Below are 23,650 nucleotides of genomic sequence, written 5' to 3'. Positions count from 1 at the left end.
CCGATGTGCCGCGGGCGGGACCGGTCGTAGGTTGCTGACCATGGCTCTTCCCCGCACCGCCGTCGCCCTGGGCGCGGCCGCCACCGTCATCCTCGCCGCCGGGTGCGACACGCTCTCCTTCCGGCGGCTGGACTTCGACCACACCGAGGCGGTGCGGATCACCACTGTCACCGTACGGCCGGGCGCGGGCGACGTGGTGGTCCGGGCCACCGGGCCGGCCACCGAGGTACGCATCAAGCGGGTGCTGCGCTACCAGGGCGACCAGCCGCGCACCACGTACGAGGTGCGGGGCGACGAGCTGGTGCTGGACGCGGAGTGCGGCCCGCGCTGCTCGGTGTCGTACGAGGTGACCGCCCCGGAGGGGGTCCGGGTGCGGGGCGAGACCGGCTCCGGCGACGTCGAGCTGAGCCGGGTCGGCGCGGTGGAGCTGGCCCTCGGCTCGGGCAACATCCGGGTGGCCGGCGCCACCGGCCCGGTACGCGCCGCGACCGGCTCCGGAAACATCGAGGTGGAGGACGTGGCCGCCCCGGTCGAGCTGCGCGCCTCGTCGGGCGACATCACCGGGCTGCGGCTGCGGGGCCAGGTGAACGCCGAGGCCGAGTCCGGCAACGTGACGATCGAGCTGGACGAGCCGGCCTCGGCGCGGGCCCACGCCTCCAGCGGCGACGTCGAGCTGCTGGTGCCCGCCGGCCGGTACCGGGTGCGGTCCAGCACCGGGTCGGGCGACAGCGACCTGGGTGTGCCGAACGATCCGGGGGCGTCGCTGGTGCTCGACCTGAGCACCGGCAGCGGGAACGTGCGGGTCAGCCAGCGTTGATCTCGACGGTGGCCAGCTCGGCCACCCGGGGGGCGGGGACCACGGCCCGGCCGGCGGCGCCGACGCTCGACCGCTCGCGTCGCTTGCCGCCGGGCCCGGCCGCCGGCCGCCCGGCCGTACCCGCCGGGCCGGCCGGCACGCCGAGCGTCCGGACCGGGCGGGCCGACGTCCGGGGGCCTGCGGGCGCGGGGCTCACCGGCACGGCGGGTACGCCCCGGCGGGTGGCCACCGGCACGGGTGCAACTGGGTCGGCGGCCACCGGCGCGGGGCGCACCGGCCCGGCCGGCTCCTGGCGCGGTGGTAGGGCACGGGCTGTCGGCTCGACGGTGTGGGCCGGCCGGGGCGCGCGCCGCCCGCCCGGCACCAGCTCGGGCCGCCGCCGGGCGGCCACGTCCTCCACCCAGCCGACCAGCAGGGTCACCACCCCGACCAGGGCGAAGACCAGCACCACCCGGATGGCCAGGCCGACCGGGTCCTGGTGCGACCAGCCGACCACGTCGACCAGCGGGGTGAGCAGCACCACGAACGACATGTGCCAGAGGTAGACGGTCAGCGCCCGGCGGTTGAGTACGGTGACCGCGCGGCTGAACAGCGGGCTGCGCTCGATCCAGCGCGCCGTGGCCGGGGCCCGGCCCAGCAGGACCAGGATGAACGCGGCGGACCAGAGCGCGTTGCCCAGGTCGATGTCGTTGAGGTCGAAGCCGCGCGGCCCGGGATGGGTGACGATCCAGGCGGCCCCGGCGCCCGCCAGGGCCAGCGCGGTCGGCAGCAGCACCCGGTTGGCGAGCCGGCGCAGCAGGCCGTCGTGGTGGGCGAAGCCCAGCAGCCAGGCGCCGAAGTAGACGCCGAACTCGCGCAGCGGGACCGGCGCGGCGGGCAGCAGGCCCAGCTCGATCACCAGCAGCAGCGCGTACGGCAGGGCCAGGGTGGCGACCGGCGCCCGGCGGAACAGCCACAGGGCGACCGGTGAGGCGAGCAGGAACCAGAGGTAGTCGCGCAGGTACCAGATGGGGCTCAACGCCAGCGCGCCCCAGTAGTTGGCCGGCGGGTCGGCGATCGGGAAGAGCCAGAGCAGCACCTTCGGGCCCGGCGGCAGGCCGGTCATCAGCATGGCGGGCACGAGGACGACCGCGACCACCCAGAGCGAGGGCAGCAGGCGGCGCAGCCGGCGCAGCAACGCGGCCGGGCCGGAGCGGTCCAGCGAGGCCGCCATCAGCGACCCGGCCAGGGCGAACATCACCGCCATCGCCGGGAAGACGAGGGTCAGCGACGCCCAGCCGGTGACGTGGTAGACCACGACCCGGATGACGGCCAGGAAGCGGAGCAGGTCCAGGTATCGGTTGCGCATCAGCCTGCATCTATGTCGGGGGCGGCGGAGCAGAATCGCTCCCTACCCTCCGACTTCACCCCGCCAAACGGCCCGCACCCCCGGCCGGACGTGAACCTTCCCATACCGCCGCCGGGCCGGTGACCGACCGGACATCGCCGGTCACCGCCCCGCTTTGCGGTCAGAAACCGAGCTTGCGCAGCTGCTTCGGGTCCCGCTGCCAGTCCTTCGCCACCCGTACGTGCAGGTCCAGGTAGACCCGGCTGCCCAGCAGCTCCTCGATCTGCTTGCGGGCGGCGGTGCCGACCGCCTTCAGCCGGCTGCCCCGGTGACCGATCACGATCGCCTTCTGGCTGGGCCGCTCGACGTAGAGGTCGGCGAAGATCTTCATGACCTGGCCCTCGGGCATCATCTCCTCGACGACGACCGCGATGGAGTGCGGCAGCTCGTCGCGGACCCCCTCCAGGGCCGCCTCCCGGATCAGCTCGGCGACCATCACCTGCTCCGGGTCCTCGGTGAGCATGTCGTCCGGGTAGAGCTGCGGCGACGGCGGCAGGTACTTGGTCATCACGTCGACCAGGGTGTCCACCTGGTGCCCGGAGACCGCGCTGACCGGCACCACCTCGGCGAACTCGCCCAGCTGGCTGACCGCCAGCAACTGCTCGGCCAGGCGCTTCTTGTCGACCAGGTCGGTCTTGGTCACCACGGCCAGCACGGTGGCCTTCAGCTCGGCCAGCTCACCGGTGATGAACCGGTCGCCCCGGCCGACCGGCTCGTCCGCCGGGATGCAGAGGCCGATCACGTCGACCTCGCTCCAGGTCGAGCGGACCAGGTCGTTGAGGCGCTCGCCGAGCAGCGTCCGGGGGCGGTGCAGGCCGGGGGTGTCGACCAGCACGAGCTGCGAGTCCGGGCGGTGCAGCACGGCCCGGATGATGTGCCGGGTGGTCTGCGGCTTGTTGGAGGTGATCGCGATCTTCTGGCCGACGATCGCGTTGGTCAGCGTCGACTTGCCCGCGTTGGGTCGCCCGACGAAACAGGCGAACCCGGCGCGGTAGGGACGCTCCTCGGTGCCGGTCACTCGACCACCGTGCCGAGGACCGTGCCGTCCGGCGCCGCGACGTGGATCGGCGCGTCGGCGGAGAGGTCGCGCACGGCGGCGTGCCCCGCCCCGTCCAGCGTCGACGCCTCGGTCACCACCACCGCCGCCTCCAGCCGGCTCGCGCCCGCCGCCACGGCGGAGGCCACAGCGAGCTGGAGCGCGGTGATGGTCAGCGAGGGCAGCGACACGCTCGCCGCGGCGTACGTCCGACCGTCCTGGTCACGCACCGCCGCGCCCTCCACGGCCGCGACCCGGCCACGGGCGCCCCGCGCCAGGACGACCAGCTTGCCGTCCTCGGCGCTCAGTTCGGCCGGGTCGGACGGGGTGGGCCGGGCGGCCGGTACGGCGGGTGACTCAGGCATCGGCGGGTTGCCTCTCCTCGGTTCTGGTCTGGTTGTTGCGGGTCTCGGCCTGCTCGCCGCGCCCCGCCCCGTCCGGCGCGTCACTCGGCTCGACCCGGCTGACCAGCACGGTGTCTATCCGGTTGCGCCGCCCGGTGGTGCCCTCGGCGATCAGCCGCAGGCCGGCCACCTCGGCGCGGGCGCCGGGGATCGGCACCCGGCCCAGGGACTGGGCCAGCAGGCCGCCGACGGTCTCCACCTCGTCGGTGGGGAGTTCGGTGTCGAACAGCTCGCCCAGGTTCTCCACCGGGAGCCGGGCGGTGACCCGCACCGCACCGTCCTCCAGGTGTTCCACCGGCGGGCGTTCGACATCGTACTCGTCGGTGATCTCGCCGACGATCTCCTCCAGGATGTCCTCGATCGTCACCAGGCCGCCGGTGCCGCCGTACTCGTCCACGACGATGACCAGGTGGTTGCGGGCGGCCTGCATCTCCGAGAGCAGGTCGTCGACCGGCTTGGACTCGGGCACGAAGGTCGCCGGGCGCATCAGCTCGGAGACCGGGCTCTGGTGGGCCCGCAGGTCGCCGCCCCGGGTGCGCCGGATGAGGTCCTTGAGGTAGAGCACGCCGAGCACGTCGTCGACGCTCTCGCCGATGACCGGGATGCGGGAGAAGCCGGAGCGCAGGAAGAGCGCCAGCGCCTGGGAGAGCGTCTTGCCCTCCTCTATCCAGACCATCTCCGTGCGGGGCACCATCACCTCGCGGGCGATGGTGTCGCCGAGCGCGAAGACCGAGTGGATCATCTGCCGCTCGCCGTGCTCCACGACGCCACGCTGCTCGGCCAGGTCGACCAGCTCGCGCAGCTCCACCTGGCTGGCGAACGGCCCCTCCCGGAAGCCGCGCCCCGGGGTGACCGCGTTGCCGATCAGGATCAGCAGCGAGGCGAGCGGGTTCAGCGCCCGCCCCAGCCAGCGGACCAGCGGCGCCACCGCCCGGCCCACCGCGTACGCGTGCTGCCGGCCGATGGTGCGCGGGGCCACCCCGACCACGACGAAGCTGACCACGGTCATCGCGCCGGCGGTGACCAGCGCCGCCCGCCAGCCCGCGCCGAAGGTGTCCACCGCGACGAGGGCCACCAGCGTGGTGGCGGTCAGCTCGGCCAGCAGCCGGAGCAGCAGCAGCAGGTTGAGGTGGCGGACCACGTCGCCGGCGACGGCCTGGAGGGTACGCGCGCCGCGCGCCCCGTCCCGGGCCAGCTCGGCGGCCCGGGCCGGGGAGACGGCGGCGAGCGCCGCCTCGGTCATCGCGATCAGACCGGCGAGCACCACCAGCCCCGCCGCGAAGAAGATCAGCTGGAGGTCGGGTAGGCCGGCGGCGGCCGCCGCCTGGGTGGTCATCACCGGGTCCGGGTCGACCGCCAGCTGGCCAGCAGTCGGGCCTGGAGCGTGAACATCTCCCGCTCCTCCTCCGGCTCGGCGTGGTCGTAGCCGAGCAGGTGCAGCACGCCGTGCACGGTGAGCAGGTGCAGCTCGTCGGCGGTGGTGTGGTCGGCGGTGACGGCCTGCTTGGCCGCCACCTCCGGGCAGAGCACGATGTCGCCGAGCAGGGCCGGCTCACCGCCGGCCGGGGCGCTCTCCCCCGGACCGTGGTCGACGCTGCCCTCGTCCATCGGGAAGGCGAGCACGTCGGTCGGCCCGTCCCCACCCATCCAGCGGTGGTTCAGCTCGGTCATGTACTCGATGTCGACCAGCAGCACGGAGAGCTCGGCGAGGGGGTTGACCCCCATCTCGTCGAGGGCGTGCCGCGCGACGGCGAGCACGGCGTCGGTGTCGACGTCGACACCGGACTCGTTGGCGATCTCGATGGACAACTGTCTTCCTCTGGGTTAGCGGCGCCGGCCGGCCCGGCCGCCCTGGGCGGTCCGCCCCGGCACGGCGTGCACGCTCTGCGTCTGCTGGTTCTCCCGCTCGGCGTCCCAGCGGGCGTACGCGTCGACGATCTCGCCGACCAGCTTGTGCCGGACCACGTCCGAGCTGGAGAGCTGGGCGAAGTGCACGTCCTCGACGTTTTCCAGGATCTCCCGGACCACCCGCAGTCCGCTGGTCGTACCGCCGGGAAGGTCGACCTGGGTGACGTCACCGGTCACGACGATCTTGGAGTTGAAGCCGAGTCGGGTGAGGAACATCTTCATCTGCTCGGGCGTGGTGTTCTGCGCCTCGTCCAGGATGATGAACGCGTCGTTGAGGGTCCGGCCGCGCATGTACGCCAGCGGCGCGACCTCGATCGTGCCGGCGGCCATCAGCTTGGGGATGGTCTCCGGGTCGAGCATGTCGTGCAGCGCGTCGTAGAGCGGCCGCAGGTACGGGTCGATCTTCTCGTTGAGGGTGCCGGGCAGGAAGCCCAGCCGCTCCCCCGCCTCGACCGCCGGCCGGGTCAGGATGATCCGGTTGACCTGCTTGGCCTGCAGCGCCTGGACGGCCTTCGCCATGGCGAGGTAGGTCTTTCCGGTGCCGGCGGGACCGATGCCGAAGACGATGGTGTGCGAGTCGATCGCGTCGACGTAGCGCTTCTGCCCGAGCGTCTTGGGGCGGATGGTGCGCCCGCGCCGGGAGAGGATGTTGAGGGTGAGGACCTCGGCGGGCCGCTCCGCGCTGCCCTGCTCGAGCATGCCGACGGTACGCCGGACGGCATCAGTGGTCAGGGTCTCGCCTTTCTCGATCAGTTCGAGCAGCTCGCTGAAGAGGCGCTCGGCGAGGGCGTTGTCGGCGGGGGCACCGGTGATGGTGATCTCGTTGCCGCGCACGTGCACGTCACTGTCGACCGAGCGTTCGACGAGGCGCAGGATCTCGTCGCCCGCGCCGAGGAGGTTGACCATGATCTTGGAATCGGGAACCGTGATCCTGGTCTGCACCCGGGGCGGGCCGGGAGGTGGGGTGCCGGTCATAAATCGGGCCGTCGGGCCCTGCGCCACCTGCTTCCGATCTCGGGCGCCGGCCCTGCTGGCGCGGCGTGCGGACGTTACACCCATCGTATCCGCTCAACAGCCGCGGCACCGCGTCCATTTCCGCCGCCCCCGGGGGCGGGCGCAGGGTGGGCAATACCTCTCGGCGACACCCACACCACGCACCCGCGCCCAGGGCGGGGGTCGGGTCAGCCGGCGCGGAAGTCGTACCGGTCGAAGGCCTCCTGACGGCGGGTGAAGCGGTAGGTCGCCCAGTGCATCCGGACCACCGTGCCGTGCTCGTCCCGGGTCAGCCGCAGCAGCTCGCCGACCTCCCGACCGGTGACCGTCCGGAAGACGTCCGGAGCGTCCGGCACCGGCGCGAAGACCGCCGGGGGCTTCCCCGCCGGGTCGTCGGCGCCCCGGGCGCGCAGCGCGCCGTCGTGCCAGCTGAAGACGTACTCGAAGCCCTCGCCCCACCAGCGGCCCAGCATGCCGCGCAGCGACCCGGGGGCGGGCTCGCCCGGCCGCCACGGCGGGACGTCGGCCGGGTCGTGCTCGGCGGACGCGGCGAGCAGCCGGTGCGGCAGGTCGAAGACCTCCGCCGCGGTGCCGGAGGAGCCGAGCACCGCGCAGCCCATCGCGCCGGCCGTGCCGTCGCCGCCGCGCCGGCCGTAGACCGCGGCGAGGAAGCCCGGCATGGCGCCGTCGTGCCCCACGTGCACCACCCGGTCCGGGTACGGCACCAGGATCAGGCCGAGCCCGAAACCGGCCGCCCAGAGCGTCTCGTCGGTGGTGGTCAGCGGCCAACGCATCTCGTCCAACGAGGCCGGGGCGAGCACCGCCCCGGCCGGGTCCAACGCCACCGGGTCGGCCAGGAAGGCCGCCCACCGGGCCATGTCGGTCGCGGTGCTCCAGAGCTGGGCGGCCGGGGCGATCGCGCCGAAGTCGGTCGGCGGCTCCGGGTGCGCCTCGTCGGAGTAGGCGTCGACCAGGAACCCGGTGGCCGCCCCCGGCCCCGGCGTGACCGAGGTGGCGGCCAGGCCCAGCGGGGTCAGCACCCGCTCGGTGAGCACCTCGGCCCAGGAGCCGCCGCGCAGCTCGCCGACCAGCCGGCCGAGCAGCGCCATGCCCAGGTTGGAGTAGTGGTAACGGCGACCGGACGGCAGCACCCGCTCGGCCCGGGCCAGCTCGGCGACCAGCTCGTCCGCGCCGGGGGCGCGCAGCGTGTCCCAGACGTCGCCGTACGGCTCGCGTTGCAGGCCGGCGGTGTGCGACAGCAGTCGGCGTACGGTCAGCTCGCCGTGCGCGGGCAGCGCCAGGTGGCGGCCGATCGGGTCGTCCAGGCCGAGCAGGCCGTCGTCGCGGCACTGCATCACCAGCACCGAGGTGAAGGTCTTGGTCACCGAGCCGATCCGGAACCGGGTGCCCGCGCCGAGGTCGACGTCGGTGCCGGTGCCGGTGCCGCCGACCTCGCAGGTCCACAGCGGCCGGTCGGCGCGGTGCAGGGCCGCCGCCAGGGCCGGCACCCGGGCCTGCGCCTGCACCCGGCGCACCATCCGGGCCAGCCGGTCGTGCTCAGCCGTCACGCGACGTTCCGGGCCAGCATCGGGCCGAGCGGCGCGCCGCCGAGCAGGTGCGCGTGCACGTGGAAGACCTCCTGGCCGCCGTACGCGCCGGTGTTGAACATCAGCCGGAAGCCGTCCCCGAGCAGCCCCTCGTCCTCGGCCACCGCCGCCGCCGTGGCGAGCAGCTCCCCGGCGAGCTTCGGGTCGCCCTGCCCCAGCGTGGCCACGTCGGCGTAGTGCTCCTTCGGGATGACCAGCACGCGCACCGGCGCCTTCGGGTCGAGGTCGCGGAAGGCGAGGGTGGTGTCGGTTTCCCGGACGATGGTGGCCGGGATCTCCCCGGCGGCGATGCGGCAGAACAGGCAGTCGGATCCCATCGGGGCATGGTAAGGCGTGCCGAGCGCCTCGGGCATGATGTGCCGCGTGACTTCACGAGCGGTACTGGTGACGGGGGCCTCGCGCGGCATCGGCCGCGCGGTGGCGCAGGCGTTCGCGGCGGACGGGGACCGGGTGGCGATCCACCATCGGGACTCGGCCGAGCTGGCCGAGGCGCTCCGCGCCGAACTGCCCGGGGACGGCCACGTGGTGGTCCGCGCGGACCTCACCGACCCGGCGGCGGTACGGGCCATGGTGGACGACGCCGCCGCCCGGCTCGGCGGGCTCGACGTGCTGGTCAACAACGCCGGCGTGTACGGCGACCGGGACGCCCCGCACCCGGTCTTCGGCGCCTCGTACGAGCAGTGGCAGCGGCAGTGGCGGCGGGTGCTGGAGACCAACCTGACCGGGGCGGGCAACGTCACCTGGTGCGCCGCCCAGCACATGCGGGAACGCGGTGGCCGGGTGGTGAACGTGTCGTCGCGGGGCGCGTTCCGGGGTGAGCCGGACCAGCCCGCGTACGGCGCCAGCAAGGCCGGCCTGAACGCGCTGGGGCAGTCCCTCGCCGTCGCGCTCGCCCCGTACGGCATCGCGGTCGCCACGGTCGCCCCGGGCTTCGTGGCGACCGACATGACCACGGAGCACCTGACCGGCGAGCAGGGCGACGCGATCCGGGCGCAGAGCCCGTTCGGCCGGGTGGCCCGGCCCGAGGAGATCGCCGCCGCCGTGCACTGGCTGGCCAGCCCCGAGGCGCAGTGGGCCTCCGGCACCATCGTCGACCTCAACGGCGCCTCCTACCTGCGTACCTGACGCCGGCCCGGGCGACGCCCGACGATCAGCGGAGGAGGAGCCGGTCTTCCCCCGCCCCGGCTACCAGCGACCGAGGCGGGTGGCCAGCACGCTCAGCGCGGCCACCCCGGCCGTGGAGGTGCGCAGCACCGACGGACCGAGCCGCACCGGGCGGGCGCCGGCGTCGGCGAAGGCGGTCAGCTCGACCGGGGCGATGCCACCCTCCGGGCCGACCACCAGCACGATCTCGCCGGTGCGGGGCAGCTCGGCGGTGGTCAGCCGCTCGTCGGCCTCCTCGTGCAGCACGAAGGCGGCACCGGCTCCGGCGATCCGCCGGACCACGGTCCCGGTGGACTCGTCCGGGGCGCCGGCCACCACCGGCAGCCAGGGCCGGCGGGCCTGCTTGGCCGCCTCCCGGGCGGTCGCCACCCACTTGTCCCGGGCCCGTACGCCCCGGTCGCCGCGCCACTGGGTCACCGAGCGGGACGCCGCCCAGGGCACGATCTCGTCCACCCCGACCTCGGTCATCGCCTGCACGGCCAGCTCGCCCCGGTCCCCCTTGGCGATGCCCTGCACCACCACGATCCGGGGGACCGGCGCGTCGGCGTACCCCCGGGAGGTGACCCGCACGTCGAGGGTGCCCCGGCCGACGGTGGTGACCACGGCGGCGGCCGTGCCGCCCCGGCCGTCGGCCAGCAGCAGTTCCTCGCCGACGCGCAGCCGCTGCACGGTGGCCGCGTGGTGGCCCTCCGGCCCGTCCAGGGTCAGCGTGTCGCCGGTGGGCAGCGCCTCGACCAGGAACAGCGGCGCGGACACCTCAGGCGTGCCCGTTGAAGGCGTCGCGCATCCGGGAGAAGAAGCCGCCCTGCTTGGTCAGCTCGGCGACCTCCTCGCCCCGGGTCTTGGCGAAGTCGCGCAGCATCTTCTCCTGGTCGGCGTCGAGCTTCGTCGGGGTCCGCACGTCGAGGTGGACGTAGAGGTCGCCCCGGCCGGTGCCGCGCAGGTGCGGTACGCCCCGGGCGCGCAGCCGCAGCGTGCTGCCCGGCTGGGTGCCGGCCTTGACGTCGACCGTCTCCTCGCTGTCCAGCGTCTTGATGGTCAGCCGGGTGCCGAGCGCGGCGGCGGTCATCGGCACGGTGACCCGGCAGTGCAGGTCGTCGCCCTTGCGGGAGTACACGTCGTGGGGCCGCTCGTGGATCTCCACGTAGAGGTCGCCGGCGGTGCCGCCACCCGGGCCCACCTCGCCCTGCTGGGCGAGCCGGATCCGCATGCCGTCCTCGACCCCGGCGGGGATCTTGACGGTCAGCGAGCGGCGGGTGCGCACCCGGCCGTCGCCGGCGCAGGTCGGGCAGGGGTGCGGGATGGTGGTGCCGTACCCCTGGCAGACGGTGCAGGGGCGGGCGGAGACCACCTGGCCGAGGAAGGTGCGCTGCACCGACTGCACCTCGCCCCGGCCGCCGCACGCCTCGCAGGTGGCCAGGTGGGTGCCGGCGGCGGTGCCGGCGCCGGAGCAGGTGGTGCAGAGCACCGCGGTGTCGACCGTGATCGGCGCCTCGACGCCGAACGCGGTCTCGTGCAGGTCCAGCTCCAGCCGCAGGATCGCGTCGGCGCCCGGCCGGGTACGCGGCCGCGGCCCCCGGGCGCCGCCCGCGGCGCCGCCGAAGAACGCGTCCATGATGTCCTGGAAACCGACGAACGGGCCCGCGCCGCCGGGACCGCCCGGCCCCGCGCCGCCGCCACCCGGGGCGAGCGGGTCGCCACCCAGGTCGACGATCTGCCGTTTGCGGTCGTCCGAGAGGACCTCGTACGCGGCGTTGATGTCCTTGAACTTCTCCTGAGCCTCCGGGTCCGGATTGACGTCCGGGTGGAACTGCCGCGCCAGCTTGCGGTAGGCGCGCTTGATCTCGTCGTCGGAGGCTTCCCGGCTCACGCCGAGAATGCCGTAGTAGTCCCTGGCCACTGCGTTCGGTGTCCTCATGTTCGTCTCGCGTTGCGCCGGTCGTCGGCCGGAGCCGGGTGCCGGCCCCTGCCCTGGATCAGTTCTGGGCCAGCAGCTCGCCCACGTAGCGTGCCACGGCCCTCACCGTGGCGATGGTGCCGGGGTAGTCCATCCGGGTGGGGCCCAACACGCCCAGCCCGCCGAGCGCGGTCGCCCCCGGCCCGTAGCCGGTGCTGACCACGGAGGCGGCCCGGAGGTTGTCGATCTCGTTCTCGTCGCCGATCAGCACCCGGGTGGTGGTCGACTCGGCCTCGCCGATCAGCTTGAGCATCACCACCTCCTCCTCCAGCGCCTCCAGGATGGGCCGCAGCGAGCCCTGGAAGTCGAGCAGGCCACCCCGGGTGAGGTTCGCGGTGCCGGCGAGCGCGATGCGCTCCTCGTGCCGTTCGACCAGCGTCTCCAGCAGCACGGTGGAGAGCGTGGTCATCGCCCCGCGCAGGTACGGGGCGGACTCGTCGACCAGCGCCTGGACCAGCGGCGGGGTCTCCGACAGCCGGCTGCCGACCAGCTTCTCGTTGACCAGCCGGCGCAGGTCGGTGACGTGGTCGGCGGGGATCGGCGCGGGCAGCTCCACCAGTCGCTGTTCGACCCGGCCGGTGTCGGCGATCATGACCAGCATCAGCCGGGTGGTGGAGATCGGCACCAGCTCCAGGTGGCGCACCGAGGAGCGGGCCAGCGACGGGTACTGCACCACGGCGACCTGCCGGGTCAGCTGGGCCAGCAGCCGTACGGTGCGGTGCACCACGTCGTCCAGGTCGACCGCGCCGACCAGGAAGCGCTCGATCGCCCGGCGCTCGGCCGGGCTGAGCGGCTTGACCCGGGACAGCCGGTCGACGAAGAGGCGGTAGCCACGGTCGGTGGGCACCCGGCCGGCACTGGTGTGCGGCTGCCGGATGTAGCCCTCCTCCTCCAGCACGGCCATGTCGTTGCGCACCGTGGCCGGCGAGACGCCGAGCTGGTGCCGCTCCACCAGGGCCTTGCTGCCGACCGGCTCCTGCGTGGCGACGTAGTCCTCGACGATCGCGCGCAGCACGGCGAGCTTGCGGTCGTCGAGACCCATCTCCCCACCTCCTGACGCACGTCGGCCCGGAGCGACTGAGGCGCCCGGGCGAGCGCACTGGCACTCGACTGTAGCGAGTGCCAGTCTACGTCGGCGTCCCCGCTGACGCGATGATCAGCGACGGACCACGGGTGCGCCCCGCCACCCGGACGGCGCGCCAGGGCCGATCATCCGGACATCCGGGGCGGTGTCGCTCTGGTGAGGGCTTGCCGGCAACCCCTACCGTGACGTCCATGACTGAACCACCTCGCCCTCCCGGAGCGGGGGACCCCGGCGACCGCCCGGACCCGACCGCCCCCTCCGGCTCGTCGTACGAGCCGCCCACCGCACCACTGTCCGGGGCACCCGGGGCGGGCGGCTATCCCCCGCCCGGTGGCTATCCACCACCCACCGGTGACCAACCGCCGTCGGGCGGCTACCCACCGCCGGGCGGCTACTCCGCGCCGGGCGTCGGCTATCCGACCGCCGGCGGGTACGGCGCTCCCGGCGGCGGGTACGGCGCTCCCGGCGGCGGGTACGGCGCTCCCGGCGGCGGGTACGGCGCTCCCGGCGGCGGGTACGGCGCCCCGGGCGCCGGCTACGCCACCGACGACGACAAGACCTGGTCGCTGGTCGCGCACTTCGGCGGCCCGGTCGGCGTGATCGTCGGCGGCAGCCTGCTCGGCTGGGTGGCGCCGCTGATCGCGCTCTCCGCCAAGGGCCAGCAGTCGCCCACCGTGCGGGCGCACGCCACGGCCTCGCTGAACTTCCAGATCACCTGGGCGATCGCCAACGTCATCGGCTTCGTCCTGGCCATCGTCACCTGTGGGGTGCTCTTCTTCATCCCGATCCTGACCGCCCTGGTGCCGATCATCTTCGGCATCATCGGCGGGGTGAAGGCCACCGAGGGTGTGGTCTACCGCTACCCGGCGAGCTACGCCTTCAAGAAGTGACCGGTCCCGGCCGGCCCAGCCGGGCCGGCCGGGCCGCGCGGGATCAGGGCAGCAGGTCGCGGACCACGGCGTCGGCCAGCAGCCGCCCGCGCAGGGTGAGCACCGCCCGCCCCGCCGCGTGCCCCGCCGGGTCCAGCAGGCCGTCGGCCAGCGCCCGCTCGGCACCCGCCCGACCCGCCGGGTCGAGGGCATCCAGCGGCAGGCCGGAGGCGAGCCGCAGCCGGAGCATGACGTCCTCCATGTGCGCCTCGCCGGCGGTCAGCACCTCCCGGGCCAGGCCGGGCGACTCCCCGGCGGCCAGGCGCTTCGCGTACGCCGTGGGGTGCTTGACGTTCCACCAGCGCACCCCGCCGACGTGGCTGTGCGCCCCCGGGCCGAGGCCCCACCAGTCCGCGCCGGTCCAGTAGAGCAGGTTGTGCCGGCACCGGGCCGCCTCGGAGCGGGCCCAGTTGGAGACCTCGTACCAGGAGAAGCCGGCCGCGTCGAGGACGGCCTCCGCGGCCAGGTACCGGTCCGCCGCCACGTCGTCCGACGGGTACGGCAGCTCGCCGCGCCGCATCCGGGCGGCGAGTCGGGTGCCGTCCTCCACGATCAGGGCGTACGCGCTGACGTGGTCCACCCCGGCGGCGACCACCTGGTCGAGGCTGGCGGCGAAGTCCGCCGTGCTCTCCCCCGGCGTGCCGTAGATCAGGTCCAGGTTGACGTGGTCGAACCCGGCGTCGCGGGCCTCCAGCGCGGCGGCGACCGCCCGGCCGGCGCTGTGCCGGCGATCGAGGATCGCCAGCACCCCGGGCGCGGCGGACTGCATGCCCAGGGAGATCCGGGTGTAGCCGGCCGCGCGCAGGGTGCGCAGCGACTGCGGGGTGACCGACTCGGGGTTGGCCTCGGTGGTCACCTCGGCGTCGGCGGCCAGCCCCCAGGTGCGGTCGATGCCGTCCAGGATGCGGGCCAGGTCGTCGGCGGGGAGCAGGGTCGGCGTGCCACCGCCGACGAAGACGGTGTCCACCCGGGGCGGCGGGGTGTCGCCGAGGACCCGGGCCGCCAGCGCCAGCTCGGCCAGCACGGTGTCGGCGTACGACTCCCGGTCGGCGCCGCCGCCGAGTTCGGCGGCCGTGTAGGTGTTGAAGTCGCAGTAGCCACAGCGGCTGGCACAGAACGGCACGTGGACGTACACGCCGAAGCCGCGCGCGCCGACCGCGCTCAGGGCGGTGGCGGGCAGCGACCCATCGACGGGGACGGTCTCGCCTTCTGGAAGGACGCCGGGCATGGCCACTAGTGTGCCCGGCATGACCTCTCCCGACCGCCTCGTGCGGGTCGCCACGGCCCGCGGGGTGACCACCCTCACCCTGGACAGCCCGCACAACCGCAACGCGCTCTCCACGCCCCTGATGACGGAGCTGCTGGCCGGGATCGCCGCGGCGGTCGCCGACGACGCCGTACGGGTGATCGTGCTGGACCACACCGGGCCGGTCTTCTGCTCCGGCGCGGACCTGAAGGAGACGGCCGCCGCGTACGCCAGCGGGAGCGTGCCGGCCGGGATGCTCGGCGACGTGCTGGCGGCGGTCTGGGAGTGCCCGAAGCCGGTGCTGGCGAAGGTGGCCGGGCCGGCGCGGGCCGGCGGGTTGGGCCTGATCGCGGCGGCCGACCTGGCGGTCTGCGCCGAGGAGGCGACGTTCGCCTTCACCGAGGTGCGGATCGGGGTGATCCCGGCGGTCATCTCCGCCACGGTGCTGCCCCGGCTGCACCCGCGCGCGGCGGCCGAGCTGTACCTGACCGGGGACACCTTCGACGGCCGGCGGGCCGCCGAGATCGGCCTGGTGACCGCGGCGGTGCCGGCGGACGGGCTGGACGCGGCGGTGGAGCGCTACTGCGCCTCGCTGGTGCGCGGCGCGCCGGGGGCACTGGCCGGGGCGAAGGGGCTGCTGCGCCGCCCGGCCCCCACCGACCTGCGCGGCGAGATCGCCGAGCTGTCCGCCCTCTCCACCGGCTACTTCCTCTCCGACGAGGGCCGCGAGGGCGTGCTCGCCTTCCGCGAGAAGCGATCGGCTCGATGGGTGGCCGCTCTGGACGGTGGTCCGGCAGACGGGGCGCGGTAGCACCGGTTCGAGGTGCTTCGTTCCTTTGCTCCCGAAAATGTGAACCGGTCGGCCGACCCGGCTCGCCTTTTCGGGCACGTACGCTGGGGATGACCGTGAAACAGGAGGTGCGGGTGCGAACTCGGGCAATTGCCGCAGTCGGTGTCGTGTTCGCGGTCGTCGCTCTTCTCGGGGTCTGGGTCGTCGTCCGTCAGCTCGGCGGCGAGCTCCGGCTCCCCGTCGCCAGCCGCACCTGCACCGTCCAGGCCGACGGCACGGTGCTCCTCGACGCCGACCAGATGGCGAACGCGGCGACGATCGCGGCGATCGGTATCCAGCGGCAGATGCCCGAGCGGGCGGTGGTGGTCGCGCTGGCCACCGCGTACCAGGAGTCGGGCCTGCGCAACCTCTCCGGCGGCGACCGGGACTCGATCGGCCTGTTCCAGCAGCGGCCGAGCCAGGGCTGGGGCACCCCGCAGCAGATCCGCGACCAGCGGTACGCGGCCAACCGCTTCTACGCCGCGCTGAAGAAGGTGCGCGGCTGGGAGGAGATGCGGGTCACCGACGCGGCCCAGGCGGTCCAGCGGTCGGCCTTCCCGACGGCGTACCAGAAGTGGGCGGACGAGTCCGAGGTGCTGACCCGCGCCCTGCTCGGCGAGGCGACCGGCGCGGTGGCCTGCACGGTGAGCCGGACGCCGGTCATGCGGGGTGAGGCGGCCGCGGCGGCGCTGACCCGCGGCCTGACCCTGGACTGGGGGCTGCCGGGCACCGGCACGGTGGCCGCGCTGACCGGGCTCACCGTGCCCGCGGCCGACGGTCGCGACGGCTGGCGGTACGCCCACTGGCTGGTGTCCCACGCACCCGACCACGGGGTGAAGCGGGTCCGCTTCGCCGGCCTGGAGTGGACCGCCGAGGCCGGCACCTGGGCCAAGGTCTCCGACGGCCGCCCGGCCGACGGCCAGGTGCTGGCGGAGGTCTTCGCCGAGGGGTGACCCCGGTCGCCGGCACCCTGCGGCCCGACGCGGGCGCCGGCCTACCGGCGTCGCGCGACCCGAAGTCCCGCCGGGTCAGGCGCGGCTGCCGGCCACCCGGCGACGGACCTTCTCCATGACCGGCGCCGGCAGCTCGGCGGCGTCCAGCAGCCGGGGCAGCAGCTCCGGTTCGAGGTTCATCGCCCGGAACACCTCACCGATGGTGACCCCGTGCGCCGGCCGGTCCACCACCTCGACCGGGTCGCCCGCGCCGACCTCGCCCTCGCGCAGCACCCGCAGGTACGCCCCGGGCGCCGCCCGCACCGTGAACCGCTTGATCAGGTCGGGTACGTCCCAGAACCCGGCGAAGGTGGTGCAGGGGGTACGCGGCTTGGTCACCTGGAGCACCGCCGAGCCGATCGCCCACAGCTCGCCGATGACCGCCCCGGTCACGTCCACCGCCGAGGTGGTCAGGTTCTCGCCGAACCCGCCGGGCGGGAGGGTGCGCCCCAGCTCAGCCGACCACCACTCGGCGTCCTCCCCCGCGTACGCGTAGACCGCCTGGTCGGGGCCGCCGTGGTGGGCCCGCTCGCCGATGAAGTCCCCGGCCACCCCGTCGGCGCGCAGCAGCACCGGACCGTCGACCGGTCGTTTGTCGATGCCGGTGCGGCCGCTCGCGTCGCCCGCCCACTCCGCCTCGGTCACCATGCCGAGGTTCACCGCCGCCAGCCTGCCCGTCATGGCGCAGAGCCTAGCCGTGGGCGCCGGGTCCGGGGCACCCGCCGATCCGCCGTCGGCTCAGCCCTCGACGGCGCGGCTCAGCCCTCGACGGGCGGCTCAGCCCTTGACGGCGCCGGCGACCAGTCCGGAGACCATCCGGCGCTGCACCAGCAGGAAGAAGACGACCACCGGCAGGGTGAACAGCGTCGAGGCGGCCATCACCGACCCCCACGCGGTGTCGTCCCGGCCGAAGAAGAAGGTCATCGCCACCGGCAGGGTGTACCGGTCCTGGTCGTTGACGAAGGTCAACGCGAAGATCAGCTCGTTCCAGGCGGTGATGAAGGAGAAGATGCTGGTGGCGACCAGGCCCGGCGCCACCAGCGGGAAGAGGATCCGACGGAAGATCTGGGCTCGGCTGGCCCCGTCGATCGCCGCGGCCTCCTCCAGTTCCTTGGGCACCGCGGCAACGAAGCCGCGCAGCATCCAGACCGCGAACGGCAGCGAGAAGCCGAGGTAGGTCAGGATCAGGCTGGGCAGGGTGTTGTAGAGCCCGAGCCGCTGGATCATCAGGAACAGCGGGATGACCAGCGCCTCCAGCGGGATCATCTGCACCACCAGCAGCATGATCAGGAAGCTGGTCCGGAGGGTGAACCGGAACCGGGCCACCGCGGTGGCCGCGAGCAGCGCGACCAGGCCGCTGAGCAGCACCGTGCTCACCGCCACCAGGGCGCTGTTGAGGAAGAAGTCGGCGAACGTCACGCCCGGGATCAGGTTGCCGGTGAGGATCTCCCGGTAGTGGTCCAGGGTCGGTTCGGCCGGCACCGGCCGGGGCGTCGACGAGAAGATCTCCCGGTTCGGCTTCAGTGACGTGGCGACCATCCAGTAGACGGGGAAGGCCGCGAAGAGCGCCACCAGCAGGCCCGCGCCGTTGAGGGCGACCCGCTTCACCACCGCGCCGCGCCTCACGCGTCCTCCCCCTGCTTGAGCACCATGCGGACGTAGAGACCGGTCACCACCAGCAGGATCAGGGTGAGGATGACCGCGATCGCGGAGCCCACGCCGTACTTGGGCGGCGGCGAGAAGGCCTCGGCGTACGAGTAGATGGAGAGCATGAACGTCGGCCGGTCCTGGGTGCCGCCGGCCAGCACGAACTGCTGGGTGAAGACCTTGAAGTCCCAGATGGTGCTGAGCACGATCAGGATCCCGAAGACCGGCCGCAGCAACGGGAAGGTGATCTTCCAGAACACCTTCCACGGCCCGGCCCCGTCGACCCGGGCCGCCTCGTGCAGCTCGCTCGGCACGCTCTTGAGCCCGGCGAGCACGCTCACCGCGATGAACGGGAAGGAGTGCCAGACCACCACCAGGGTGAGGATGGCGAAGAAGAGCAGCGGGGAGTTGAACCAGCCGTACCCGGTCCAGTCGCTGCGGCCGAAGAGCGTGGTCGACAGCCCGTCGGGCAGCTTGTTGAACAGCCAGGTGACCAGCCCGCTGGTGTCGTCGAAGATCCACTTCCAGACGATCGTGCCGGTCAGCGCCGGGGTGGCCCAGGCGAGCATGACGCAGCTCGCCACGAAGGTGGCCATCCGCCGGCCGAGCCGGTTGAGCAGCAGCCCGACCAGGGTGCCGAGGATCATCGTCAGCACCACGTTCGCGGCGGCGAAGAGCACCGTGTTGCGCAGCACCGTACGGAAGAACGGGTCGCCGAGGATCTGGGTGTAGTTGCCCAGCCCCACCCACGGCCACTCGCGGTCGCCGCGCAGCTGCCGGACGCTGTCCAGCTTGTAGAACGACATCGCCACCACCTGGCCGAGCGGCCAGAGCAGCAGCACCCCGATGACCACCAGGCAGGGCAGCAGGAGCAGGTACGGCAGGTGGTCCACGCGGGGCCGCCGTCGTGCGGAGGTCTTCCGCACGGTGGCAGTCCCGGTGGACTTGGTCAGGGTGCTCACTTCGCGTTGAGAATGCTTTCCATTTCGGCGGCGGCGTCGGCGGTGGCCTGCTCGACCGTCTTCTGACCCTTCATCACCGAGCTGTTCATCGCCTGGGTCACCGTCTTGGTGCGGCTGACCTCCACCCACTTCGGGGTCAGCGGGGTGACCTTGGTGTTCTGCATGGTGGTGGCGAACGCGGCCATGATCTTGTCGTTGGCGTACTCACCGCCGCTGACCTGGTCGGAGTAGACCGGGAAGAAGTTCAGGCTGCTGGCGAAGGCCTTCGCGTTCTTCTTGTTCAACAGGACGGTGAGGTAGTCCCACGCCAGGTCCTGCTTCTTGCTGTCCTTCCAGAGGGCGATGTCGGAGCCGCCGGCGAACGCCGGGGCCGGCTTGCCGTCCGGGCCGGGGATCGGGAAGGTGCCCCAGACCTTCTCGATGTCGGGGTTGTCCTTCTTGATGGCGCCGCCCTGCCAGCTACCGCCGAAGGCCATCGCCGCCTTGCCGGTGGCGAACTGGGTGCGGGCGTCGATCTCGTTCCAGCCGGCGGCGGCCGGCGGGGCGACCTTGTGCACGGTGACCAGGTCGGTCCAGAACTTGACCGCCTTCTGCGCCTCCGGCGTGGTGTAGCCGGACTTCCAGCTGCCGCCCTGGTTGGTGGCGATCTCGCCGCCGGCGCCCCAGAGGAACGAGTAGAAGGGCAGCTCGGAGTTGCCCGGCAGCGCGATGCCGTAGGTGCCCGGCTTCTTGGCCTGCACGGCCTTGGCGGCGGCGACCAGCTCGTCCCAGTTCGTCGGCGTCTTCACGCCGGCCTCGGCGAACCAGTCGGTGCGGTAGTAGATGGCGCGGACGCCGGCGTACCACGGGACGCCGTACTGCTTGCCGTCGAGCTGGGCGTTCTTCACCAGGTCCGGCAGGATGTCCTTGCTCTCCGCCCAGCCGGACATCTTCCCGGTGACGTCGGCGAGCGCCTCCTGGGCCGCCCAGCCCTGGGTCTCGGTGTTGCCCAGCTCGGTGACGTCCGGCCCCTCACCGCCGGCGAGCGCCGCCTGGAACTTCTTCGGCGCCTCCAGCCAGGGGATGTACTGGACGACCACGTCGGTGTCGGGGTGCTTCTGCCGGAACTCGGTCTCGACGCCGTCGAGGAACTTCGTCTGGGCGTCGCTGCCCTCGCCCATCATCCAGACCGTGAGCTTGCTCTTGTCGGCCGCTTCGTCGTCGCCGGAGCCCCCGCAACCGGCGAGCACCATCGCGGCCGAGGCCACGACGGCGGTGACCGGAGCCAGCCGCTTCCACCTGTTCACGCCACTTCTCCCTCGCGCCGTCTGGCAGTAACCTTCTCTGCCGCACCCTAGTAGGAAAAATTCCTTTACGACAGGGGCGGGTTCCGGGCGAGGCGACGGTACCGCAGCCGGCGGGTCGGGGAGCAGACCCGTTCCGGGTACGCGGACGGGCGCCCGACCTCTCGGTCGGGCGCCCGTCGACGAGCGTTGTCGCTGCTTACCGGTGGGTGACGCTGCGGCGACGACCCACGCCGGCCACCAGGGCCACGGCGATGGCGGCCAGCACGACCTGAACCAGCAGTTCCATCCAGTCGATGCCGGAGGTCTCGGTCGCGATGCCCATGGCACGCGCCAGCACGGTGCCCAGCAGGGCCGCGCCGATACCGATCAGCATGTGCAGCCAGATCGGCATGTTCTGCCGGCCCGGCACGACCAGGCGGCCCAGCGCGCCGACGATGAGACCGACGACGATGGCGGTGATGATGCCCCAGACGGTGAGCTCCACGACCGTCCTCCTTCTGTAGGTATGACACACGAGTGTGTGGTTCTTGGCGTGATCGATAAGGTTCCCGATCCCGCAATTTTCCAAACCGACTCCGGGAACGATCTGGTCGAGATTCGCCGTGACCTGTACTTTCGTCGCAGCCGTCGCAGCCGTCGCACGGAGGTCAGCGGGTGGGCCGGGGTTCCGGGGGCAGACGCGAGCGGGCGCCCGCCCCCGAGGGGAACGGGCGCCCGCTGAGCGTGCGGTGCGCTGGATTACCGGTGGGTGATGCTGCGGCGACGACCCACGCCGGCCACCAGGGCCACGGCGATGGCGGCCAGCACGACCTGCACCAGCAGTTCCATCCAGTCGATGCCGGAGGTCTCGGTCGCGATGCCGATGGCCCGCGCCAGCACGGTGCCCAGCAGGGCCGCGCCGATACCGATCAGCATGTGCAGCCAGATCGGCATGTTCTGACGGCCCGGCACGACCAGGCGGCCAAGAGCGCCGACGATGAGACCAACAACGATCGCGGTGATGATGCCCCAAACGGTGAGCTCCACGGTCGCCCTCCTTCTGAAGATTGGGTCACACGGGGTGTGTGGTTCCTGTCGTGACCGCTAGATTCCCGACCGTCCGAAAATCCAAACCGACTCAGCGAAACGGCTGACGCCCCCTGTCGATACGCGACCCCCGCGTCGATTGCCGCGCAGCACGGCAAACCCGCAGCTCAGGCCGCATGGGCCGACACCGGGCAGGGCCGCGGCGGCCACCGGAAAATTCCCGGGTACGGCCCGGCGGCGGGCACGCGAAACGGCCGGCACCCCCGCGGGAGGATGCCGGCCGTCAGCCGTCGCGCTACTTTTTGCCGGGCGCCTTGGCGTCGCCGGAGTCGGAGGAGAGGGCGGCGATGAAGGCCTCCTGGGGGACCTCCACCCGGCCGACCATCTTCATCCGCTTCTTGCCTTCCTTCTGCTTCTCCAGCAGCTTGCGCTTACGGCTGATGTCACCGCCGTAGCACTTGGCGAGCACGTCCTTGCGGATCGCCCGGATGGTCTCCCGCGCGATCACCCGGCTGCCGATGGCCGCCTGGATCGGCACCTCGAACTGCTGGCGCGGGATCAGGCTGCGCAGCTTGGCCGCGATGCTGACCCCGTAGTTGTACGCCTTGTCCTTGTGCACGATCGCGCTGAACGCGTCCACCGGCTCGCCGTGCAGCAGGATGTCGACCTTGACCAGGTCGGACGCCTGCTCGCCGGAGGGCTCGTAGTCCAACGAGGCGTAGCCCTTGGTGCGGCTCTTCAACTGGTCGAAGAAGTCGAAGATGATCTCCGCGAGGGGCAGCGTGTAGCGCAGCTCCACCCGGTCGGCGGAGAGGTAGTCCATGCCGAGCAGGCTGCCCCGGCGGCCCTGGCACAGCTCCATCACCGCGCCCACGTAGTCGTTCGGGGTCAGCACGGTGGCGCGCACGACCGGCTCGTACACCTCGGCGATCTTGCCGGTGGGGTACTCGCTCGGGTTGGTCACCACGATCTCCTCGCCGTCCTCGGTGAGGGCCCGGTAGACCACGTTCGGCGCGGTGGAGATCAGGTCGAGGTTGTACTCCCGCTCCAGCCGCTCCCGGATGATCTCCAGGTGCAGCAGGCCGAGGAAGCCACAGCGGAAGCCGAAGCCGAGCGCGCCGGAGGTCTCCGGCTCGTAGTCCAGCGCGGCGTCGTTGAGCTTGAGCTTGTCCAGCGCCTCGCGCAGGTTGGGGTAGTCCGAGCCGTCGATCGGGTAGAGGCCGGAGTAGACCATCGGCTTCGGGTCCTTGTAGCCGCCGAGGGCCTGGCTCGCCGGGCGGGAGTTGATGGTGACCGTGTCACCGACCCGGGACTGGCGGACGTCCTTCACGCCGGTGATCAGGTAGCCGACCTCGCCGACGCCGAGCGCCTCGGCCTTCACCATCTCGGGCGAGATGACGCCGATCTCCAGCAGCTCGTGCACGGCACCCGTGGACATCATCTTGATCCGGTCGCGGGCGCTGATCCGCCCGTCGATCACCCGGACGTAGGTGACCACGCCCCGGTAGACGTCGTAGACCGAGTCGAAGATCATCGCCCGGGCGGGCGCGTCGGCGTCGCCGACGGGCGGCCGGAACTGCCGGACGATCTCGTCGAGCAGGTACGGCACCCCCTCGCCGGTCTTGCCGGAGACCTTGATGCAGTCTGCCGGGTCGCCGCCGATCAGGTGCGCCAGCTCCTCGGCGTACTTCTCCGGCTGGGCGGCCGGCAGGTCGATCTTGTTGAGCACCGGGATGATGCGCAGGTCGTTCTCGAGCGCGAGGTAGAGGTTCGCCAGCGTCTGCGCCTCGATGCCCTGAGCGGCGTCGACCAGCAGCACGGCACCCTCGCAGGCGGCCAGCGAGCGGGACACCTCGTAGGTGAAGTCGACGTGGCCCGGGGTGTCGATCATGTTGAGCACGGCCTGCTCGCCGGCCCGGTCGCCCTCCCGGATGGTCCACGGCATCCGGACGGCCTGGCTCTTGATGGTGATGCCGCGCTCGCGCTCGATGTCCATCCGGTCGAGGTACTGCGCCCGCATCTGCCGGGGGTCGACCACGCCGGTGAGCTGCAACATCCGGTCGGCCAGGGTCGACTTCCCGTGGTCGATGTGGGCGATGATGCCGAAGTTCCGGATGCGGCCGGGGTCGGTGGCACCAGGAGCGTTCGCGCCGGGATCGAGCTTCGGTGGCACAGCTGTCCGTTCTGGTCGGCTGACGTGAGCGGGCCGGCGCGCCGCCGGCCCCCTCTATGCTCCCACGTCGCTCCGGACGCGGTCCGATCACACCTGGGTGCCGCGGCTCACCGCCGGGCGGCCCACCCCCGGCCTTCCCCGGCCGAGCCGGGTCACTCCTCCGACGGCCCGCCCGGCCCGTGCCGGCACTCGGCCCGGCCGCC

At 72.9% G+C, this 23,650-nt stretch carries 24 protein-coding genes; 5 read left to right on the top strand and 19 right to left on the bottom strand.

Annotated features, from left to right (window positions below):
- Positions 1-40: 40 nt before the first annotated feature.
- Positions 41-817 (top strand): DUF4097 family beta strand repeat-containing protein, encoded by a 777-nt coding sequence (locus GA0074696_RS09785; protein WP_088960796.1) that lies wholly within the window; start codon positions 41-43, stop codon positions 815-817.
- Here the strand turns inward: GA0074696_RS09785 and GA0074696_RS09780 are convergent.
- The 8 genes from GA0074696_RS09780 to GA0074696_RS09745 all read right to left on the bottom strand — a co-directional run bounded on the left by GA0074696_RS09780 (position 804) and on the right by GA0074696_RS09745 (position 8,469).
- A complete protein-coding gene (locus GA0074696_RS09780) occupies positions 804-2,165 on the bottom strand; it encodes an acyltransferase family protein (protein ID WP_088960795.1) in 1,362 nt (453 codons plus the stop codon). The two genes, GA0074696_RS09785 and GA0074696_RS09780, sit on opposite strands and share 14 nt — an antisense overlap.
- Positions 2,166-2,325: 160 nt before the next feature.
- Positions 2,326-3,222: a GTPase Era gene (gene era, locus GA0074696_RS09775; RefSeq protein ID WP_088960794.1), complete on the bottom strand. Its 897-nt coding sequence runs from the start codon at positions 3,220-3,222 to the stop codon at positions 2,326-2,328.
- The gene (locus GA0074696_RS09770) at positions 3,219-3,605 is read right to left on the bottom strand and encodes a cytidine deaminase (protein WP_088960793.1); all 387 of its coding nucleotides are present in this window, start codon (positions 3,603-3,605) and stop codon (positions 3,219-3,221) included. The genes era and GA0074696_RS09770 overlap by 4 nt, the downstream gene beginning before the upstream one ends.
- Positions 3,598-5,004 carry a hemolysin family protein gene (locus GA0074696_RS09765; protein WP_172894588.1) on the bottom strand — a complete coding sequence of 469 codons (1,407 nt, stop codon included), beginning with the start codon at positions 5,002-5,004 and terminating at the stop codon, positions 3,598-3,600. The genes GA0074696_RS09770 and GA0074696_RS09765 overlap by 8 nt, the downstream gene beginning before the upstream one ends.
- The gene (ybeY, locus tag GA0074696_RS09760; protein WP_088960791.1) at positions 4,980-5,453 is read right to left on the bottom strand and encodes an rRNA maturation RNase YbeY; all 474 of its coding nucleotides are present in this window, start codon (positions 5,451-5,453) and stop codon (positions 4,980-4,982) included. Before ybeY ends, GA0074696_RS09765 begins: the two co-directional genes overlap by 25 nt.
- Positions 5,454-5,468: 15 nt before the next feature.
- Complete coding sequence (locus GA0074696_RS09755; RefSeq protein WP_088960790.1) at positions 5,469-6,527, bottom strand: PhoH family protein; 1,059 nt, start codon at positions 6,525-6,527, stop codon at positions 5,469-5,471.
- A 206-nt stretch (positions 6,528-6,733) separates the two neighbouring features.
- Entirely contained in the window at positions 6,734-8,113 is a 1,380-nt protein-coding gene (locus GA0074696_RS09750; protein ID WP_088960789.1) for a serine hydrolase domain-containing protein, read from the bottom strand.
- Positions 8,110-8,469: a histidine triad nucleotide-binding protein gene (locus GA0074696_RS09745; protein WP_088960788.1), complete on the bottom strand. Its 360-nt coding sequence runs from the start codon at positions 8,467-8,469 to the stop codon at positions 8,110-8,112. Before GA0074696_RS09745 ends, GA0074696_RS09750 begins: the two co-directional genes overlap by 4 nt.
- A 46-nt stretch (positions 8,470-8,515) precedes the next feature.
- Here GA0074696_RS09745 and GA0074696_RS09740 point away from each other — a divergent pair, with 46 nt between their 5' ends.
- A complete protein-coding gene (locus tag GA0074696_RS09740) occupies positions 8,516-9,277 on the top strand; it encodes an SDR family NAD(P)-dependent oxidoreductase (protein WP_088960787.1) in 762 nt (253 codons plus the stop codon).
- 60 nt (positions 9,278-9,337) lie between these two features.
- Here GA0074696_RS09740 and GA0074696_RS09735 read toward each other — a convergent pair whose 3' ends face one another.
- From GA0074696_RS09735 to hrcA, 3 genes are all read right to left on the bottom strand, one after another.
- Entirely contained in the window at positions 9,338-10,072 is a 735-nt protein-coding gene (locus GA0074696_RS09735; protein ID WP_088960786.1) for a 16S rRNA (uracil(1498)-N(3))-methyltransferase, read from the bottom strand.
- Position 10,073: 1 nt separating this feature from the next.
- Positions 10,074-11,216, bottom strand: a complete 1,143-nt coding sequence (dnaJ, locus tag GA0074696_RS09730) for a molecular chaperone DnaJ (protein ID WP_172894581.1) — start codon at positions 11,214-11,216, stop codon at positions 10,074-10,076.
- A gap of 76 nt (positions 11,217-11,292) precedes the next feature.
- Positions 11,293-12,315, bottom strand: coding sequence for a heat-inducible transcriptional repressor HrcA (hrcA, locus tag GA0074696_RS09725; RefSeq protein WP_088960784.1), 1,023 nt, complete (start codon positions 12,313-12,315; stop codon positions 11,293-11,295).
- Between the two features lie 233 nt (positions 12,316-12,548).
- Here hrcA and GA0074696_RS32235 point away from each other — a divergent pair, with 233 nt between their 5' ends.
- Positions 12,549-13,247, top strand: coding sequence for a DUF4870 domain-containing protein (locus GA0074696_RS32235; protein WP_088960783.1), 699 nt, complete (start codon positions 12,549-12,551; stop codon positions 13,245-13,247).
- Positions 13,248-13,290: 43 nt separating this feature from the next.
- Here the strand turns inward: GA0074696_RS32235 and hemW are convergent, their stop codons facing one another.
- Positions 13,291-14,514 (bottom strand): radical SAM family heme chaperone HemW, encoded by a 1,224-nt coding sequence (gene hemW, locus GA0074696_RS09715; RefSeq protein WP_172894579.1) that lies wholly within the window; start codon positions 14,512-14,514, stop codon positions 13,291-13,293.
- Positions 14,515-14,533: 19 nt separating this feature from the next.
- On the opposite strand from hemW, the gene GA0074696_RS09710 reads away from it, so the two are divergent.
- Together GA0074696_RS09710 and GA0074696_RS09705 are read left to right on the top strand one after the other, a co-directional pair.
- Entirely contained in the window at positions 14,534-15,343 is an 810-nt protein-coding gene (locus tag GA0074696_RS09710) for an enoyl-CoA hydratase-related protein (RefSeq protein ID WP_088960782.1), read from the top strand.
- A 107-nt stretch (positions 15,344-15,450) separates the two neighbouring features.
- On the top strand, positions 15,451-16,314 hold the full coding sequence (locus GA0074696_RS09705; protein WP_172894577.1) for a hypothetical protein: 864 nt from the start codon (positions 15,451-15,453) through the stop codon (positions 16,312-16,314).
- 75 nt (positions 16,315-16,389) lie between these two features.
- Here the strand turns inward: GA0074696_RS09705 and GA0074696_RS09700 are convergent, their stop codons facing one another.
- From GA0074696_RS09700 to lepA, 7 genes are all read right to left on the bottom strand, one after another.
- Positions 16,390-17,034, bottom strand: a complete 645-nt coding sequence (locus GA0074696_RS09700) for an MOSC domain-containing protein (protein WP_088960781.1) — start codon at positions 17,032-17,034, stop codon at positions 16,390-16,392.
- Positions 17,035-17,130: 96 nt separating this feature from the next.
- Positions 17,131-17,964, bottom strand: coding sequence for a carbohydrate ABC transporter permease (locus GA0074696_RS09695; protein ID WP_088960780.1), 834 nt, complete (start codon positions 17,962-17,964; stop codon positions 17,131-17,133).
- An 11-nt stretch (positions 17,965-17,975) separates the two neighbouring features.
- The gene (locus GA0074696_RS09690; RefSeq protein ID WP_088960779.1) at positions 17,976-18,962 is read right to left on the bottom strand and encodes a carbohydrate ABC transporter permease; all 987 of its coding nucleotides are present in this window, start codon (positions 18,960-18,962) and stop codon (positions 17,976-17,978) included.
- A complete protein-coding gene (locus GA0074696_RS09685; protein WP_088960778.1) occupies positions 18,959-20,248 on the bottom strand; it encodes a sugar ABC transporter substrate-binding protein in 1,290 nt (429 codons plus the stop codon). The genes GA0074696_RS09690 and GA0074696_RS09685 overlap by 4 nt, the downstream gene beginning before the upstream one ends.
- Before the next feature lie 196 nt (positions 20,249-20,444).
- The gene (locus GA0074696_RS09680; protein WP_088960777.1) at positions 20,445-20,732 is read right to left on the bottom strand and encodes a GlsB/YeaQ/YmgE family stress response membrane protein; all 288 of its coding nucleotides are present in this window, start codon (positions 20,730-20,732) and stop codon (positions 20,445-20,447) included.
- A gap of 254 nt (positions 20,733-20,986) precedes the next feature.
- Positions 20,987-21,274 (bottom strand): GlsB/YeaQ/YmgE family stress response membrane protein, encoded by a 288-nt coding sequence (locus tag GA0074696_RS09675; protein ID WP_088960776.1) that lies wholly within the window; start codon positions 21,272-21,274, stop codon positions 20,987-20,989.
- A 295-nt stretch (positions 21,275-21,569) separates the two neighbouring features.
- Positions 21,570-23,447: a translation elongation factor 4 gene (gene lepA, locus GA0074696_RS09670; protein WP_088960775.1), complete on the bottom strand. Its 1,878-nt coding sequence runs from the start codon at positions 23,445-23,447 to the stop codon at positions 21,570-21,572.
- Positions 23,448-23,650 lie beyond the last annotated feature (203 nt).

This window comes from Micromonospora purpureochromogenes, assembly GCF_900091515.1.
In the GTDB taxonomy this organism is placed as follows: Bacteria; Actinomycetota; Actinomycetes; order Mycobacteriales; family Micromonosporaceae; genus Micromonospora; species Micromonospora purpureochromogenes.
The sequence above is the reverse complement of the archived record's forward strand: the minus strand, read 5'-3'. Positions and strand labels throughout refer to the sequence as shown.